The sequence below is a fragment of the Pseudomonas sp. NFX5 genome, from assembly GCF_049132125.1.
GTDB lineage: Bacteria > Pseudomonadota > Gammaproteobacteria > Pseudomonadales > Pseudomonadaceae > Aquipseudomonas > Aquipseudomonas marginalis.
Genome location: NZ_JAFMZG010000020.1, coordinates 148,464 through 163,741, shown reverse-complemented (window position 1 = coordinate 163,741; position 15,278 = coordinate 148,464). Strand labels below are relative to the sequence as shown.

The 15,278-nt window shown below is 61.8% G+C and carries 10 protein-coding genes; 2 read left to right on the top strand and 8 right to left on the bottom strand.

Annotated features, from left to right (window positions below; all coding sequences use genetic code 11):
* Positions 1 to 25 precede the first annotated feature (25 nt).
* The 7 genes from J1N02_RS12905 to aspA all read right to left on the bottom strand — a co-directional run bounded on the left by J1N02_RS12905 (position 26) and on the right by aspA (position 12,327).
* On the bottom strand, positions 26 to 1,117 hold the full coding sequence (locus tag J1N02_RS12905; RefSeq protein WP_027608233.1) for a polyamine ABC transporter substrate-binding protein: 1,092 nt from the start codon (positions 1,115 to 1,117) through the stop codon (positions 26 to 28).
* The gene (locus J1N02_RS12900; protein WP_419480152.1) at positions 1,117 to 2,148 is read right to left on the bottom strand and encodes a histone deacetylase family protein; all 1,032 of its coding nucleotides are present in this window, start codon (positions 2,146 to 2,148) and stop codon (positions 1,117 to 1,119) included. Before J1N02_RS12900 ends, J1N02_RS12905 begins: the two co-directional genes overlap by 1 nt.
* A 142-nt stretch (positions 2,149 to 2,290) precedes the next feature.
* Positions 2,291 to 3,283 (bottom strand): AraC family transcriptional regulator, encoded by a 993-nt coding sequence (locus J1N02_RS12895; RefSeq protein ID WP_092355932.1) that lies wholly within the window; start codon positions 3,281 to 3,283, stop codon positions 2,291 to 2,293.
* Between the two features lie 48 nt (positions 3,284 to 3,331).
* Positions 3,332 to 7,894 (bottom strand): hypothetical protein, encoded by a 4,563-nt coding sequence (locus J1N02_RS12890; RefSeq protein ID WP_421147394.1) that lies wholly within the window; start codon positions 7,892 to 7,894, stop codon positions 3,332 to 3,334.
* A gap of 116 nt (positions 7,895 to 8,010) precedes the next feature.
* Positions 8,011 to 8,988 carry an asparaginase gene (locus J1N02_RS12885; RefSeq protein WP_027608237.1) on the bottom strand — a complete coding sequence of 326 codons (978 nt, stop codon included), beginning with the start codon at positions 8,986 to 8,988 and terminating at the stop codon, positions 8,011 to 8,013.
* A gap of 77 nt (positions 8,989 to 9,065) precedes the next feature.
* Positions 9,066 to 10,511, bottom strand: a complete 1,446-nt coding sequence (locus J1N02_RS12880; protein WP_027608238.1) for an alanine/glycine:cation symporter family protein — start codon at positions 10,509 to 10,511, stop codon at positions 9,066 to 9,068.
* Between the two features lie 391 nt (positions 10,512 to 10,902).
* Positions 10,903 to 12,327, bottom strand: a complete 1,425-nt coding sequence (aspA, locus tag J1N02_RS12875; protein WP_025854459.1) for an aspartate ammonia-lyase — start codon at positions 12,325 to 12,327, stop codon at positions 10,903 to 10,905.
* A 182-nt stretch (positions 12,328 to 12,509) separates the two neighbouring features.
* On the opposite strand from aspA, the gene J1N02_RS12870 reads away from it, so the two are divergent.
* On the top strand, positions 12,510 to 13,430 hold the full coding sequence (locus J1N02_RS12870; RefSeq protein WP_092355923.1) for a LysR substrate-binding domain-containing protein: 921 nt from the start codon (positions 12,510 to 12,512) through the stop codon (positions 13,428 to 13,430).
* 51 nt (positions 13,431 to 13,481) lie between these two features.
* Here the strand turns inward: J1N02_RS12870 and J1N02_RS12865 are convergent, their stop codons facing one another.
* On the bottom strand, positions 13,482 to 14,390 hold the full coding sequence (locus J1N02_RS12865) for a hypothetical protein (protein WP_421147393.1): 909 nt from the start codon (positions 14,388 to 14,390) through the stop codon (positions 13,482 to 13,484).
* A gap of 385 nt (positions 14,391 to 14,775) precedes the next feature.
* On the opposite strand from J1N02_RS12865, the gene purE reads away from it, so the two are divergent.
* Positions 14,776 to 15,267, top strand: a complete 492-nt coding sequence (gene purE, locus J1N02_RS12860; protein ID WP_003176980.1) for a 5-(carboxyamino)imidazole ribonucleotide mutase — start codon at positions 14,776 to 14,778, stop codon at positions 15,265 to 15,267.
* Positions 15,268 to 15,278 lie beyond the last annotated feature (11 nt).

Genomic DNA, 15,278 nt, shown 5'->3' with positions numbered 1-15,278 from the left:
GGAAGCACTTCCCGGTCACGTTTGCTCAGGTCCCGGACTTGATCCTGGACCAGGCGCGGGTCCTGGCGCGTTCGGCGTCGCGTCCCAGGGGTTTCAAGGTATAGAGCGTGGCCATCGCGGCTTCGGTGGGGTACAGGTTGGGGTTGTTGCGGATCGCCGGGTCCACCTGCCCGGTAGCGTCTTTGTTCGGGTTGGGGTAGCCGACAAAATCGCTGATCGGCGCAATGACGTGCGGTTGCAGCAGGTAGTTGATGAAGGTGTAGGCGTCCTGGGGGTTCTTCGCGCCCTTGGGAATGGCGAGCATGTCGAACCAGATCGGCGCGCCCTCCTTGGGCAGGCGCATGTCGACGATCACGCCGTTCCTGGCCTCCTTGGCGCGATTGGCGGCCTGGGAGAAGCTGCCGGAGTAGCCGACGGCGACGCAGATGTCGCCGTTGGCGATATCGGCCATGTACTTGGAGGAGTGGAAGTAGGTGATGTACGGGCGGATCTTCAGCAGCAAGGCTTCGGCTTTTTCATAGTCCTTGGGGTTGTTGCTGTTGGGGTCCAGGCCCAGGTGCTGCAAGGCCAGGGGCAGGATCTCCGAGGGTGAATCCAGCAGCGCCACGCCGCATTGCTTGAGCTTGCTGATGTTCTCCTCCTTGAAGATCAGGTCCCAGCTGTCCACCGGTGCATTGGCGCCGAGTGCGGCCTTGACCTTGTCGGGGTTGAAGCCGATCAGGATGGTGCCGTACATGTAGGGCACGGCGAATTTGTTGCCCGGGTCGTTGGCCTCGATCAGCTTCATCAACTTGGGATCGAGGTGGTTCCAGTTTGGCAACTGGCTGCGGTCCAGGGCCTGGAACACACCGGCCTCGATCTGTTTGGCCAGGAACACATTGGATGGCACCACCACGTCATAGCCGGAATTGCCGGTGAGCAGCTTGGCTTCCAGGGCTTCGTTGGTGTCGAAGATGTCGTAGACCAACTTGATCGACGGGTTTTGGGCCTTGAAATCTTCCAGGGCCTTGGGGGTGATGTAGTCGAACCAGTTGTAGACCCGCAGGGTTTTTTCTTCAGCGTGGGCGGCGGTGCTTAATACGGCGGCGCAGAGCACAAGCGACTTGAGCATATTCATCAGGCAGTCCCCTCAAAACCTTCGAGCACGTTGACGGCATTGATGCCGATTTCTTCTACCGCGTAGCCGCCTTCCATCACGAACAGCGTCGGCTTGCCCAGGCGGGCGATACGCTTGCCCATGGCCAGGTAGTCGGGGCTGTCGAGCTTGAACTGCGAGATGGGGTCGTCCTTGAAGGTGTCGACGCCCAGGGATACCACGATGATGTCGGCGCCGTAGCCCTCAATCGCCTGGCAAGCCTGTTCCAGTGCGGCGCACCAGGTGTCCCAGCCCGAACCGGCCGGCAACGGATAGTTGAAGTTGAAACCCTCTCCGGCCCCGTCGCCCAGCTCATCGGCATAGCCGAGAAAAAACGGAAACTCGGCTTCCGGGTGCCCGTGGATCGAGGTGAACAGCACATCGCTACGCCCATAGAAAATCGATTGGGTGCCGTTACCGTGGTGGTAATCCACGTCGAGGATCGCGACTTTCTGGTGGCCCTGGTCGAGAAATGCCTGGGCGGCGATGGCGGCGTTATTGAGGTAGCAATAACCGCCCATCAAGTCGCTGGCGGCGTGGTGTCCCGGTGGCCGGCACAGCGCGAAGGCACTGTGGGCGCCTTGCTGGATCTCCCGTTGCGCGGTCAGCGCCACCTGCGCCGCACTGTAGGCCGCCTGCCAGGTGCCGGCGGTAATCGGCGCGCCGCCGTCGAAGCTGTAGTAACCCAACTGGCCGTGCAGGCTGGTGGGCAAGACAGCGCGCAGGGTGCGGGCGGGCCAGGTATAGGGCAGCAGGTCGCCGTCCTGGCCGAACTCGACCCAACGGGCCCAGGCACCTTTGAAAAAATCCAGGTACTCGCGGCTGTGGATGCGTTGCAAGGGGGCCAGGCCAAAGTCCTGCGGCGCTTGCACCGGGCCGAGCTGGCGGTCCTTGACCCGCTGCAGCACATGGTCGGCGCGGGCGGGCATTTCGAAGCAGGGCATCAATTGCCCGTCCATCAATTCACAACGGCCGTGGTGCAGATGATGATCGTCCGAGTAGATTGTCAGCATTGTTGTTGTTCTCCGCAGGCTGCTTGGGATGCCTTGCAGTGTTGCGGCGTGGGCAGGTTTGGAGAACGGCAGGAGCGGCCAAAAGGGGATAAATATGGCCAAAGCCTGTGTCCGTTATTCGCCCCATGTCGGTGCGCGCGACTCAAGCGCGGAACTGACTCGGTGCCACGCCGCTCCAGCGTACGAAGGCGTGCCTGAAACTTGCGGTTTCACTGAAGCCCAACTGCTCGGCGATGCGATAGATCGGCAGTTGGTCCTCGCCCAGCAACTGCTTGGCCCGCTCGAAGCGTAACTCGTCCAGCAGTTCCTGATAGCTGCAACCCAGGTCATGCAGATGCCGGCGCAAGGTGCGCGGCGAACAGTTCATCTGCCCGGCCAGGCCATCGATGCCGGGGGCGGCGTTCAATTGGGCGGCCAGCAATTGGCGTACCCGGCCGAGCCAGGCCTGGCGCCCGGTGAATTCGGTGTTCTGTTTGCGGCAGCGCTCGCCCATGGCGCGGTGGGTGATGGGGTCGGCCAGCGGCAACGGCTGGTCGAGCCAGTGCCGGTCGAAAGCGAAGGCATTGGCACTGGCGGCAAAGGCAAGAGGGCAATCGAAGTGCTCGGCATAACGTGCGCGATAGTCGGGGGCGCGGTGTTCGAAACGCGCACCGAGCAACGGCAGGGCATGGCCCAGCAGATCGTCACAGATGACCTTCAACGACACCAGGCAGAACTCGACATTGAAGGTGGCCAGCGCCGGGTTTTCCCGATACCCGTCGGCGGTGAACCAGATGCGCTGGCCGTCGTCTTCCAGGCTCAGCTCGAAAAGTGTTCCCAACAGCGCCGGATAGCGCAGGGCCAGGCGCAAAGCGTCACCGAAGGTGGCACTGGTCAGCAGCGCATAGCCGAGCATGCCGTAGGATGACACGTGCATGCGCCGGCCCAACTCCAGGCCGATATCGCGGCGCAGGGCCACGGCATTGGCACATACGCGCATCTCCTGGTTGGTGGTGATGCGCGTGTCGGCGCGGTTCAGGTCGGCGCCGCAGATACCGCTGCCGGCCAGCAGCACGTCGCGGCTCACGCCCTCGTCCCTGAAGGTGTCGAGTACCAGGGAGACGGCGTTGAGCGTAGTCAGGTGCGAGTGCAGCATGGGGGAGTCCTGCCAGGGTTTGCCCAGAGGCAGCAAGGAGTGTGCCGCTTACTTGTGGTCAAAAAATAGCCGTTTGGCCGCCTCCAGGCTGATCTCGCTGCGGTAATAGTCGATTTGCTGCTGCTCGTTCAGGCCTTTGACCGAGTCGGCCGCCGAGCCTTGTCGATATTCATGGGTGGTCTTCAATCGTGCGCTCAGGTAGGCCTTGGCAGGCGTCCAGTCGGTCGAATAATGAAAGTGCGCGTACCAGAGCACTTGATGGGTCGCGCGTTCGGTGATGATGTATTCGTCCAGGTAGTCCGGTGTGCTGCTTTTGAGCCGGCGACGCCTCACGGATTTCTTGATGACGATCTCGTCGCGCTCACTCAGCCATTCGACGCCTTTGGTGGTTGGGGGGTGCTGTTTGATCATGCGCGTCATGCTCTCGGACGCGCGCCGGTACAGGTCCTGTGCCGCGTCGTTGAGCTGCTTGCCAAGGGCGGTTGCCGATTGGGTTTGATCCGCTGTGATGGTGCTGTCGGCCAGGGCCTGCTCGATGTGCCGGCTGGTTTCTTCCAGCAGCAACGCGTGACGGTGGTACAGGTATTCGATGCCGACGGCGGTGCGCCCGGCTTGGCGTGTTTGCTCGATGGCCCGTTGCTTGAACGCGGGCAAACCGTCCAGCAGCGTGCGGCCCTGTCCGAGGCTGGACTGAAGCTCGGGCACCGCCTGCTCGGTGTGTGCAGGGCTCAGCCGTTGCACCCAGACGTTGGGGCTTTTCTCATGGAAGGTGGCAATGACCTGTCGGGTCAGCGGTGACTTGATATCCACCAGATCGGTTTCAAGGCCGACCGCCGTCAGGCGGGGCTCGCCGATCATCACGCCGTTGTAACGGGTATGGATGAATTTCTTCAAGGGCTTGGGGGGCGTCGGTGGAGGGGTGGGCCGATTGCGCAGGATGTCCCGCTCAGCGTGCAGCTGGGACAGATGGGTCAAGGCCTGCCTGGAGAAATCCTTGACCTGTTTGCGCAGGCGTTCCAGCGGGGAGAGGTGGGTCAGGCTGGAAAACTCCTGGGAGAAGTCCTCCAGGCGCTCGTCAAGGACCTTGAATTGTTCGATCAGGCTGCTCAGGGATTCGATGCGTTCGTCCAGCCGCGCCTCGCTGCGTTCGTTGAGGGTGTCGCGCAGGGCCTGGACCGACAGATCGGCGTTGTCGACAATCTCATTGAGGTTGGCCCAGGCCTGGGGTGCACGGGTCGCGCTGTCCTCCGGCAGGCACAACCTGCGCGCCAGGGTTATCTGCAGGGCCTTGAGGTCGATGCTGGTGTAGGCCGGCAGTTTTTTCCTGGCGCTCTGGATCAACTGCACGCCCTCCTTGGCCAGGGCCTTGAGTTGAGTGAAGCGCGCATGGGTGTAGTCCAGGCGCGTGATCATGTCTTCACTCATCTCGGTCATTTGTCGCGCGTCTTCGACGTACCGCGTCGGGTGCCGGGTGTCGGGGTGTTCGAGCTGGTCAAGCACGCCCCTGAGCTGGGGGGTGAAGGTGGTCTGGGCCTCCCTGATCGCGGCTTCGGTAAGCTCCAGTTGCGCTCTTATATAACCCAGGGCTTTTTGCTGGTAGTCGGGGACCGGGGTGAACACACTCAGGGTCTTGAGGTGTTGCAGCGCCGCTTCGTAATCCGCGCTCTGCTGGTCGAGGGTGTCCATGTAGTGCTGGCGTTTGACTTCGGCAGCGTTACCGGAGACGTCGGTCATGGCCTGGCGGGCCTGTTGCAGCGCTCTTTGTGCGGTCTTCTTGGCGTTTTCGAAGGCCTCGAGCTTGGCCCGTACTTCGGCGGCCTTGAGGGTCGCTTCCGCTTCGGCTTTGTTGAGCATGCGCTTGGGGCCGCCGCCGCGCAGGCGCAGGCGGGTGTCGACGAACCATTGGCCGGCGGCGTTGTGAATCAGCGGCGGTCCGGTTCGATCCGGCTGCCGGGGGTCGATGATGACCACGTTGCCCTCGTCGTCCGCGCTCACTTCAAACCAGCGCTCGCCGACCTGTGCGTAGAAACGCTCGGCGACGCGGGTCAGGTGGCGGGTCGGCCCCGGGCGGGTGTCGACGCTGCTCGCTGCGCCAGGCTGGCTGACTTTGAAACGGTCCAGCACCCGCCCCAGGGTGGCGGCCGACCGATTGAGCGCGCCGCTGGTATGCAGCAGTGGAGTGTGACCCGGTGGGCTTTCATTGCCGGCGATGGCGCCCAGCTGTTTGATCTCGACCCGCTGCCCTGCCGAGGGCTCGGTCGGCCTGGATTCCCGCTCGGGCCGAGCGCCGCGGGGACGCAGGCGGGTGCTGATATGCAGGGTAATCGCCATCGACAGGTTCAGCAGCACGTCGGTGAAAGTGGTCCATTGGACCGCGGTGTCATCCTGCTCCGTGGCCCCGACAAACTGTTGCAACTGATCGACGATCTGCCAGATCCACAGGCCTGTCGCCACGCTGGGGCTGGTAAAGGGCAGCGCGGCATTGAGGAGCGTCCAGCCTGTTTGCTTGAGGGTCGCCCAGCGGTTCTCGGTATTGGAGGTCGACTGGCGGTCGGCCAGCTTGACCAGGGCCTGGGCGTTGGCTTCAAACAGCCCGGCGAGCAGGTCACCCTTGAGTGGGTCTTTGCCCAGGCCGATGGGGCCGCTCATGGTTTCCAGTGTCGAGGCGTCCACCAGAAAATCGGCGACGGCCCAGGGAGAAGGCAATTCTCCCGGGAACACATAGTTGGCGTAAGCATCGCGCGCGCTGTCCGGCAACCAGGCCAGCACCGAACGGCGCAGGTCGGGGGACTGTGCAATGGCGTACATCAGGTTGGCCGGGGACGGGTATTGCACCAGGGCCGGCGTGAACAGCGGTCGATAGAGCAGGCAGGGACCGGCGGCGGGATCTTGCGGGCCGATGACGTACATGTTTTCGACCTCATCGGCAGTGGCGTCGTCCCGCCGTTGCGGGATGAACGCCAGAGGCCGCATGACGATGGTCTGCCCGTCTATCGTGTGATCCGAGGCCTCGGCTTGCATCAGGGCGGCGACGTATCGATAGCCGCGGTCATCGATGCCATCCTGTTGCTGAATCTTGCCCTGCAGGGCCAGCAACGGCAGCTGGATGCGCAGGTGCTGGATGTAGAGGTTCTTTCGCGATGAGGCCTCGCGAGGGATTTCCAGCAGCTTGCTTTTGATCAGCGCCGGGTAGTTCCGGCCGATGTCCACCCGGGAAATGAGGCTCTCGATGTACTCGACGGTCAGCCAGTCCGGCAGATTTTGGCCGTTATGCAGCTGCAAGGTCTTGTTGCCGACCGGGATGGCGATCAGGTTGTGCAGCGCCAGTTCGGCGAGGTTGAAGGTGGTGGTCTCGGTCATGCCGGGCACCGTGAAAGTCCCCCACACCACCGGCTGCTGGACTTTCAGGGTGAGCGTATCCAAGGCCAGGGCACCGGCTTGCGGATGGTCCTTGAGGATTTCCGCCTTGAGGTGATTGAGCGCGTACTGCTCGATGGGCGGGATATCGTCCTGATACAACTTGCCGCCGGTGCTGCTGTTCAGGGACGCGAGGTCCTTGAGATGCCGCGCATAGAAGTTCAGGTCGGACGTCGACGCCTCCTGCAGCCAGCCCGGCAGCGCCTGCTGGTACCACTCGCGGCCGGGGCCGGGACCGGTGGTCAACTCGGTGGCACCGGGTGGCGGAGCCGTGTCCGGGTGGCGCAGGTCGGAGAAGTCCAGGCTGCCGATAGCCTCGACCTGCAAGGCAATCAGGCTGCAGGCCTGGTAATCGAAAAAATTGCCGTCAGGTTCGAACAGGCGCCATTGCAACTGTGTGCGGGGTGCCGAGGTGTCCAGACGAGCGGGCAGGCTTCGGCCCAGCTGTGCCAGGGACGTGAACTTCTCATAGCCCTTGAGCAGCGAGTGGGTGAGGATAACGTCTCGCCCGGCCTGCTTGCCGATCAGGACCGACAGCGCGAGCCGGTTGAGGTGGGTCACCTGCGCGCCGTCGACCTGATCGATGTCGAGCAGGTAGGCGTGGCTGGTGTATGGGTCGTCGAGCCGTCGCACATCGTAGGTGGGCGCGTGAAACAACTGGCGCGCCATGGCGCAGTCGCTTTCGTTCCAGCCCGGTGCCTGCCGGACATTCCACACCCCGCGCAATGAGTTGGACAGCTGATGCCAATGGGGGCCGCTGCCGTTGCTTTTGTTCCAGAACGCCAGTTGTTGCTCCTGCCAGGCCGTCAGCATGACGGGGGCCAGGGTATTGAGCAGATGGGCGATGTCACCGATGCGCACCGGCAAATGGGTTGGCGGCTCGGTGAGCGGTTGTTGGGTCAGGAAGTGTTCGCCTTCGATGTACAGGGTCGGTTCGCCGAGCACGGCCTGATCGGTCAGGCTGTCGCTCAGTGTGCGGTAAGCGGTGGTAGTGGCGCAGGCCTGTTCGTCGATGATCTCCCAACCAGGGGTGCCGATCAGGCAGATATCGGGGTCGATTGCCAGTGTGGGGTAGCGGGCCTGCAGTGCCTGGCGCAACAACACCGCCGCCACTTCCCTGAACGACGGGCCTGTTAACAGTTGGGTGAGCAATTCCAGTGGCTGTTGTGAAGCGATTGAGATGGGCGTGGTCATGGGGCATCCCTGTCTTGCCGGTTGATGGAAACGGCCCGAGGTGTTCGCTCGGGTGTTCCATCCTAGGGGCCGGCCAGCCAGGGAAGGGGGTGACTATCTACAGTGCGGCGGTGGGGTCAGCTCAGTTCGCCGCACAGGTCCAGCTCTACCAGTCGCCGGACTTCGGCGATGGACAGCCCGGCCCCGAGCAACGCGTTGAGCTTGCCGAATACCGCTTCACGGGTCATGCCGCCACCTGACAACACGCCCACGCCGCGCAGGCGGCTGCCGGCTTCGTACACATCCAGTTCCACGCCGCCTTCATGGCATTGGGTGATTGCCACGACCACGATGCCGTTTTCTTCGGCGCGCTGGAGGCTGGCAAGAAACTCAGGGTTATCGCTGGGCCCGGTGCCGCTGCCGAAGCATTCCAGCACCAGTGCCTGGATGCCGCTGCCGAGCAATGCGTCCAATGGTGCTGCGGCGATGCCCGGTACCAGCGGCAATACACCGACATTGGCCAGGGCCTTCGGTTGGCGGTAATCCAGCGCGGCGGGCAGCGCTTCGGCCTTGGCCACACCGCCGTTGCGCTGCAGCGCGGCGAACGGATGGCGACCAAAGCTGCGGATCTTCGCGCAGCGGGTCGGGGCCATCAGCGCGCCGTGGAAGTACAGGTGCACGCCGGGTGCCAGGCCCTTGCCCAACGCCAGCAGGGCTCCGCTGACGTTTTCCCAGGCATCGCTGTCGGGGACGCCGGCAGGCAACATCGAACCGGTGAACACCACCGGCGCCGGCAAGCCCAACAGCTGGAAGCTCATCGCTGCTGCGCTGTAGGCGAGGGTGTCGGTGCCGTGCAGGATCAGCACGGCATCGCAACCGTCATCCACGGCCTCGACCACGGCGGTGCGCAGGCGCTGCCAGTAGGCGGGGGTCATGTTGGCGCTGTCGATCAGCGGGGACATTTCCCGGAAGCGCCAGGCGGGTACTGACACGTTGGCGAGCTGTTCGCGCATGCGCGCTTCAAAACCGGACGCGGGGGCCAGGCCATTGGCGCTGGCCTGCATGCCGATGGTGCCACCGGTGTAGAGCACCATGAGATTATTGGCTGGGGACATCGAAGATTCTCCTGAACGAAAAACGCCGCCGGGCCCAGAGCATGCCCAAGGCCGGGCGGCGTGTCATCTGTCTACGCTCAGCGTTGCACTTGAGCGTTCAGTTCCGCCGCTGGGGTCGCTTGCGGTTTTACCGGATTAGCCGGCCAGGCCTTGCGATCCAGGTCCAGGTCTGGGAACTGGCTGGAGTCGAACACCGGGGTCTTGATGCCTGCCGCGCGCTGGTTGTCGTAGTCGTTCAGGATGCGCATGGCAATCTTGAACAGGAATGCCAGGGCGAACAGGTTGACGAACGCCAGCATGGTCATGGTGATGTCGGCGAAGGCGAACACGGTGCTCAGGTTCTCGATCGAACCCCAGAAAATCAGCACCAGCACCAGCGCGCGATAACCCATCAGCACCTTGCGGTTGTTGCCCACCAGGAAGCGCAGGTTGCTCTCGCCCAGGTAGTAGTTGTACATGATCGAGGTAAACACGAACAACGCCAGGGCCACCGAGATAAACATGCGGCCCCAGTCACCCACCACAGCGGCCAGGGAGTTCTGGGTCAGGGCAATGCCGTCGCCTTCGAAGCCTGGGGTGTAGAAACCGGAGAGCAGGATCAGCAGCGCGGTGCAGGTGCAGATCACGAAGGTGTCGAGGAACACGCTGAACGCCTGGACCACGCCTTGGGCGATCGGGTGTTCTACCGAAGCGACGGCCGCTACGTTGGGCGCACTGCCCAGGCCGGCTTCGTTGGCGAACACGCCGCGTTTCACACCCATGATGATTGCGCTGCCCACCAGGCCGCCGAAGGCTTGGTCGAGGCCGAAGGCGCTTTTGACGATGGTCGCGAGCATGGCCGGTACGTGGTCGAATTGCAGCACGATCACATACAGGGTCACGGCGATGTAGACCAGGGTCTTGACCGGTACCAGCAGGTCGGCGATCGAGGCGATGCGCTTGATCCCGCCGATGAACACCAGGCCCAGCAATACCGCCAGGGCCAGGCCGGTGTAGGTGGTGTCCAGGCCAAACGCGTTGTTCAGCGAGTGGGTCACGGCGTGGGCTTGCAGGCCGTTGAAGGCAAAGCCGAAGGTCACCAGCAGCAGGAACGCCATGACCATCCCCAGCCAGCGCTTGTGCAGGCCGTGCTGGATGTAATAGGCCGGGCCGCCACGGTAGGTGCCTTCCGCGTCAGTGCGCTTGTACAACTGGCCGAGGGAGCACTCGATAAAGCTCGAAGACATGCCCACCAGCGCGGTGACCCACATCCAGAACACGGCACCCGGGCCGCCCAGGGTCACGGCAATGCCGACACCCGCGATGTTACCGGCACCGACACGCCCGGCCAGGCTGAGCATCAGCGCCTGGAACGAGCTGAGTTGGTCGGAGCTGTTTTTCAGGCTGTCGCGAAACACCGAAAACATGTGGAAAAAGTGACGCAATTGAACGAAACGCGAGCGGATCGTGAAATAACCGCCGAGCCCGACAATGAGCACGATCAGTACTTTCCCTGAGAGGAAGTCGTTGATGACTTCGAGCATGGAGTGTTCCTCGCTGATTTTTCTAATGGCAAACGCAGGACGGTCCTACCCCTCGCATAGCACCAGGCAGTGCGCGACGGTTCGACCCCAATCCTTTTGCGGGTGTTGTTATTCATGCGCTATCGCGTGTATCCGGGCTCGTTACCGACGGCCGCAGACGCGAAGAGGGGCGGCACTATACCTAGGCGAACGTGATCCGTCTGCTCGGGCTGATTAAAGGTTTCAGCCAAGCTGTTACAGGCAAGGAGGGTTTGCAGGGCGATATTGGATTTTTTATGGGCGTCATTTCACAACCTTGAGGCAAAAAAAAGGGCCTGAAGAACGAGCCTTCAGGCCCTCAAAAGGTGAGAGGTGTCTAGTCCCTCAACCTGGTGAGCGGTGCAACAAACGCTTAGGCCTTCAACGGGACCAGGCGTGGGGCAATCATGTTTTCGGGGCGCAGGATGTCGTCGAGCATGGCGTCGTCGAGCAAGCCTTCTTCGCGCACCAGTTCCAGCACGCCGCGGCCGCTTTCGAGGGCGATACGCGCAATGCGGGTGGCGTTTTCATAGCCGATGTACGGGTTCAGCGCGGTGACCAGGCCGATGGAGTGTTCCACCAGTTCGCGGCAGCGGGCTTCGTTGGCGGTGATGCCGACGATGCAGTGCTCGCGCAGCATGTCCATGGCGCGTTGCAGCAGGCGGATCGAGTCGAAGATCTTGAAGGCGATCAGCGGCTCCATCACGTTCAGTTGCAGCTGGCCGCCTTCGGCCGCCATGGTCAGGGCCAGGTCGTTGCCGATGACTTGGAACGCGACTTGGTTGACCGCTTCCGGGATCACCGGGTTGACCTTGCCGGGCATGATCGAGCTGCCTGGCTGGCGCGCCGGCAGGTTGATCTCGTTGATGCCGGTGCGTGGGCCGCTGGACAGCAGGCGCAGGTCGTTGCAGATCTTCGACAGTTTCACGGCGGTACGCTTGAGCATGCCGGAGAACAGCACGAAGGCGCCCATGTCGGAGGTGGCTTCGATCAGGTCGGCAGCCGGGACCACTGGCTGGCCGCTGATAACGGCCAGGCGTTGTACGGCCAGGGCCTGGTAGCGTGGGTCGGCGTTGATGCCGGTGCCGATGGCGGTACCGCCCAGGTTCACTTCGGTGAGCAGCTCTGGCGCCAGGGTTTTCAGGCGGGCCAGGTCTTCACCGAGGGTAGTGGCGAACGCACGGAATTCCTGGCCGAGGGTCATCGGCACGGCGTCCTGCAATTGGGTGCGGCCCATTTTCAGCACGTGGCTGAACTCGACGCCCTTGGCGGCGAACGCCTGGATCAGGCTGTCGAGGCTGGCCAGCAGCGCGTCGTGGCCCAACAGCAGGCCCAGGCGGATCGCGGTCGGGTAGGCGTCGTTGGTCGACTGCGCCATGTTCACGTCGTTGTTGGGGTGCAGGTACTGGTATTCGCCCTTGTTGTGGCCCATGGCCTCCAACGCGATGTTGGCGATGACTTCGTTGGCATTCATGTTGGTTGAAGTGCCGGCGCCGCCTTGAATCATGTCCACCACGAATTCTTCGTGGAAATCGCCGCGGATCAGGCGGGCACAGGCTTCGCTGATGGCCGCGTGCTTGGCTTCGCTGAGCTGGCCCAACTCGCGGTTGGCATCAGCCGCCGCTTGCTTGACCATTGCCAGGCCGACCACCAATTTCGGGTAATGCGAAATCGGAACGCCCGAGAGGCGGAAGTTATTCACCGCTCGCAGGGTCTGGATGCCGTAATACGCTTGGGCAGGTACTTCGAGTACGCCAAGCAGGTCTTTTTCTGTGCGGAATGATGCAGCGGAGGACATGACGGAAATCATCTCGATATGGACCCGGAACAGGCCGGAACGCTGCGAATGCTAGGCCTGTAGGAAATTTTGGGCCAATGCTGTTAAACACTGGCCTATGCATAAACGGCATAATGTGAGTGTGACCCGGCTATCATGGCGGGCGTGTGTGCCAAAATGGTGCGTATCCGTGGGAGGCAGTGATGAACCTTGAGAGCAAATGGCTGGAAGACTTCAGCGCCCTGGCGGCGACTCGCAGCTTTTCCCAGGCGGCGGAGCGGCGCTTTGTCACCCAGCCGGCGTTCAGCCGACGTATCCGCAGCCTTGAGGCCGCATTGGGCCTGACCCTGGTCAACCGCTCGCGCACGCCGGTTGAGCTGACGGCGGCGGGGCAGTTGTTCCTGGTCACCGCGCGTACCGTGGTCGAGCAGCTCGGCGAAGTGCTGCGCCATTTGCATCACCTGGAAGGCGGGCAGGGCGAAGTCATGCAAGTGGCCGCTGCCCACTCCCTGGCGTTGGGTTTCTTCCCGCGCTGGATCGCACAACTGCGCAACGACGGCCTGAACATCGCCACGCGGCTGGTTGCCACCAACGTCGGTGACGCCGTGCACGCCCTGCGCGAAGGCGGTTGCGATTTGATGCTGGCCTTCTACGACCCGGATGCGGCCATGCAGATGGACGCCGAAATCTTCCCCTCACTGCACCTGGGCAACACCGAAATGCTCCCGGTATGCGCGGCCGACGCCGACGGCAAGCCGCTGTTCGACCTCGAAGGAGAGGGCAGTGTGCCGCTGCTGGCCTACAGCGCCGGGGCGTTCCTCGGCCGTTCCGTGCACCTGTTGCTGCGCCAGCGCGCGCTGCGCTTTACCACGGTGTACGAAACCGCCATGGCCGACAGCCTCAAAAGCATGGCCCTGGAAGGCCTGGGCATCGCCTGGGTGCCGCAACTGAGCGTGCGTGCCGAACTGGCCCGCGGTGAGTTGGTGGTCTGCGGCGGGCCGCAATGGCACGTGCCGCTGGAAATTCGTCTGTATCGCTGCGCGCTGGTGCGCAAGGCGAATGTGCGGTTGTTGTGGCGCAAGTTGGAAGGTGGCGCGGCGACTGCCGGCGGGGCGGCAGGCTAGAGGAAAGTCAACAGGATTGGCTTTCTTTGTAAGATGGGCGGTATAGCCGCATCAAGGGATGTTCTTGAGGTAATTACGGATATTTTCTCTGTTTTTGTCGCTGAAGCGGTAAGCCTGCCCCTGAGGCTGCTGTATGCCGTCACCTCCATTCATAATTGATGGCTGGTAACCCCATATACGGCGGAATTGTGGGATTTTCCGTATTACCTCGAGCGCGACGCTCTCGCCGTATAGCGATGAAATCGTTTTGCCCTCCTTATTAAAGTAGTTTTCGGCGTCTTCATGGGTCGCGCCGAACATGTGGCCTACTTCGTGAGCTGGAGCGACAGAGTGCGCTTTCGCGATTGCGTAATCGCTAACGCCGGTTCCGGCAACACCTTTTGCTAAATCATCTTTGGTTAAAAGCAAGAATTTGTTTATATCTGGATCGAATCCGAGTTTGTCTCGCAGGTCTTCAACTTCTTGAGCCCAGGCTTGGCCTGCTTTTCCAAAGTCTTCATGTTTGTAGTTCATGTGGCGCATTTCGTGTGGGGAGAGGAAAGAAAAATGTATGTCTCTGCCGGAAATTTCTTCAAGTTCAGTTTTCAGCCAGGAGAAATGTTCATTGAACAGCTGGTTACGATCTACACCTTTTAGATCTTCATGAATCACGATGTGTAAGTTGATGGGACGCTTGCCGGTTGAAGTGTGATGGTGATCGTCCACTGAGCGTTTGCTTCTTGCAGAGTCAGCCGTTTGGTGCTGCAAACGCGGCCCTGGTACTTCGGGTCGCATTTCAAGGGAAAACTTCTGATCATTAATGGTCATGTTCAGGCGGTGCGGGTTTAGCCGGTCGGTGGATACTCGGTCGGGGGCAAAATATGAGGCGGGTTTTTGTTCGGGGTGCTTGGATAGGGCTTGGTTGTTTTCAGGCGTGATGGTTTGCATTGCTGGGAGGGTTGGGGGGTTAATAGTGCTCAAGTTATTTCTCCTTGTTGAGGCGGTTAAAATAGGCGTGCGAAACAGAACTTTGAAAGTGCAGGATTGTTTGTTTTTTTTCTGAGAGGCCTGTTTTTTTCAATCCCTGACGTTGTAGGCGGCAAGGCTTTTATTCTCGGGGAAAATGCATTTAAAGCTGTAGGGCGGAGCGCGGCTTGATTGACTTTCAGGTCAGCAAAGCCGGGATTGGCAGCTGTCATGACAGATGGTCATTCCAGGGGCTGTTTATCTGGATTATTACGGTATACTGCGCGGCCTTCGGCCGGTCCAACCGGCCACATTTCGTACAACAAGCCACGCCGGATTTCCCGCGTGGCTTGTTGTTTTTTGACGCGCCTGCGGGCGCCCAGAGAGAAGAGGCACGACGATGAGTGCATTGGTTGGCGTGATCATGGGCTCCAAGTCCGATTGGTCCACCCTTAGCCACACCGCCGATATGCTGGAAAAACTCGGCATTCCGTATGAAGTGAAAGTGGTCTCTGCCCACCGCACCCCGGATTTGCTGTTCCAGTATGCCGATGAAGCAGAATCCCGTGGCATCGAGGTGATCATCGCCGGTGCCGGTGGCGCAGCTCACCTGCCGGGCATGTGCGCGGCCAAGACTCACCTGCCGGTGCTTGGCGTACCAGTGCAGTCGGCAATGCTCTCGGGCGTGGATTCGCTGTTGTCCATCGTGCAGATGCCGGCCGGTATCCCGGTGGCCACCCTGGCGATCGGCAAGGCCGGTGCCATCAACGCAGCCCTGCTGTCCGCCAGTATCCTGGGCGCCAAGCACCCGCAGTTCCACGCGGTGCTGAAGAAATTCCGTGCCGAGCAGACAGACAGCGTGCTGGACAATCCAGACCCACGTATCGCCTGAGGGTGTTGACG

What these genes read in the sequence shown, in the direction of transcription:
- J1N02_RS12895 (WP_092355932.1), bottom strand. Translation starts at nt 3,283, where the DNA reads ATGCTGCACTCGCACCTGACTACGCTCAACGCCGTCTCCCTGGTACTC.
- J1N02_RS12905 (WP_027608233.1), bottom strand. Translation starts at nt 1,117, where the DNA reads ATGAATATGCTCAAGTCGCTTGTGCTCTGCGCCGCCGTATTAAGCACC.
- purE (WP_003176980.1), top strand. Translation starts at nt 14,776, where the DNA reads ATGAGTGCATTGGTTGGCGTGATCATGGGCTCCAAGTCCGATTGGTCC.
- aspA (WP_025854459.1), bottom strand. Translation starts at nt 12,327, where the DNA reads ATGTCCTCCGCTGCATCATTCCGCACAGAAAAAGACCTGCTTGGCGTA.
- J1N02_RS12880 (WP_027608238.1), bottom strand. Translation starts at nt 10,511, where the DNA reads ATGCTCGAAGTCATCAACGACTTCCTCTCAGGGAAAGTACTGATCGTG.
- J1N02_RS12900 (WP_419480152.1), bottom strand. Translation starts at nt 2,148, where the DNA reads ATGCTGACAATCTACTCGGACGATCATCATCTGCACCACGGCCGTTGT.
- J1N02_RS12885 (WP_027608237.1), bottom strand. Translation starts at nt 8,988, where the DNA reads ATGTCCCCAGCCAATAATCTCATGGTGCTCTACACCGGTGGCACCATC.
- J1N02_RS12870 (WP_092355923.1), top strand. Translation starts at nt 12,510, where the DNA reads ATGAACCTTGAGAGCAAATGGCTGGAAGACTTCAGCGCCCTGGCGGCG.
- J1N02_RS12890 (WP_421147394.1), bottom strand. Translation starts at nt 7,894, where the DNA reads ATGACCACGCCCATCTCAATCGCTTCACAACAGCCACTGGAATTGCTC.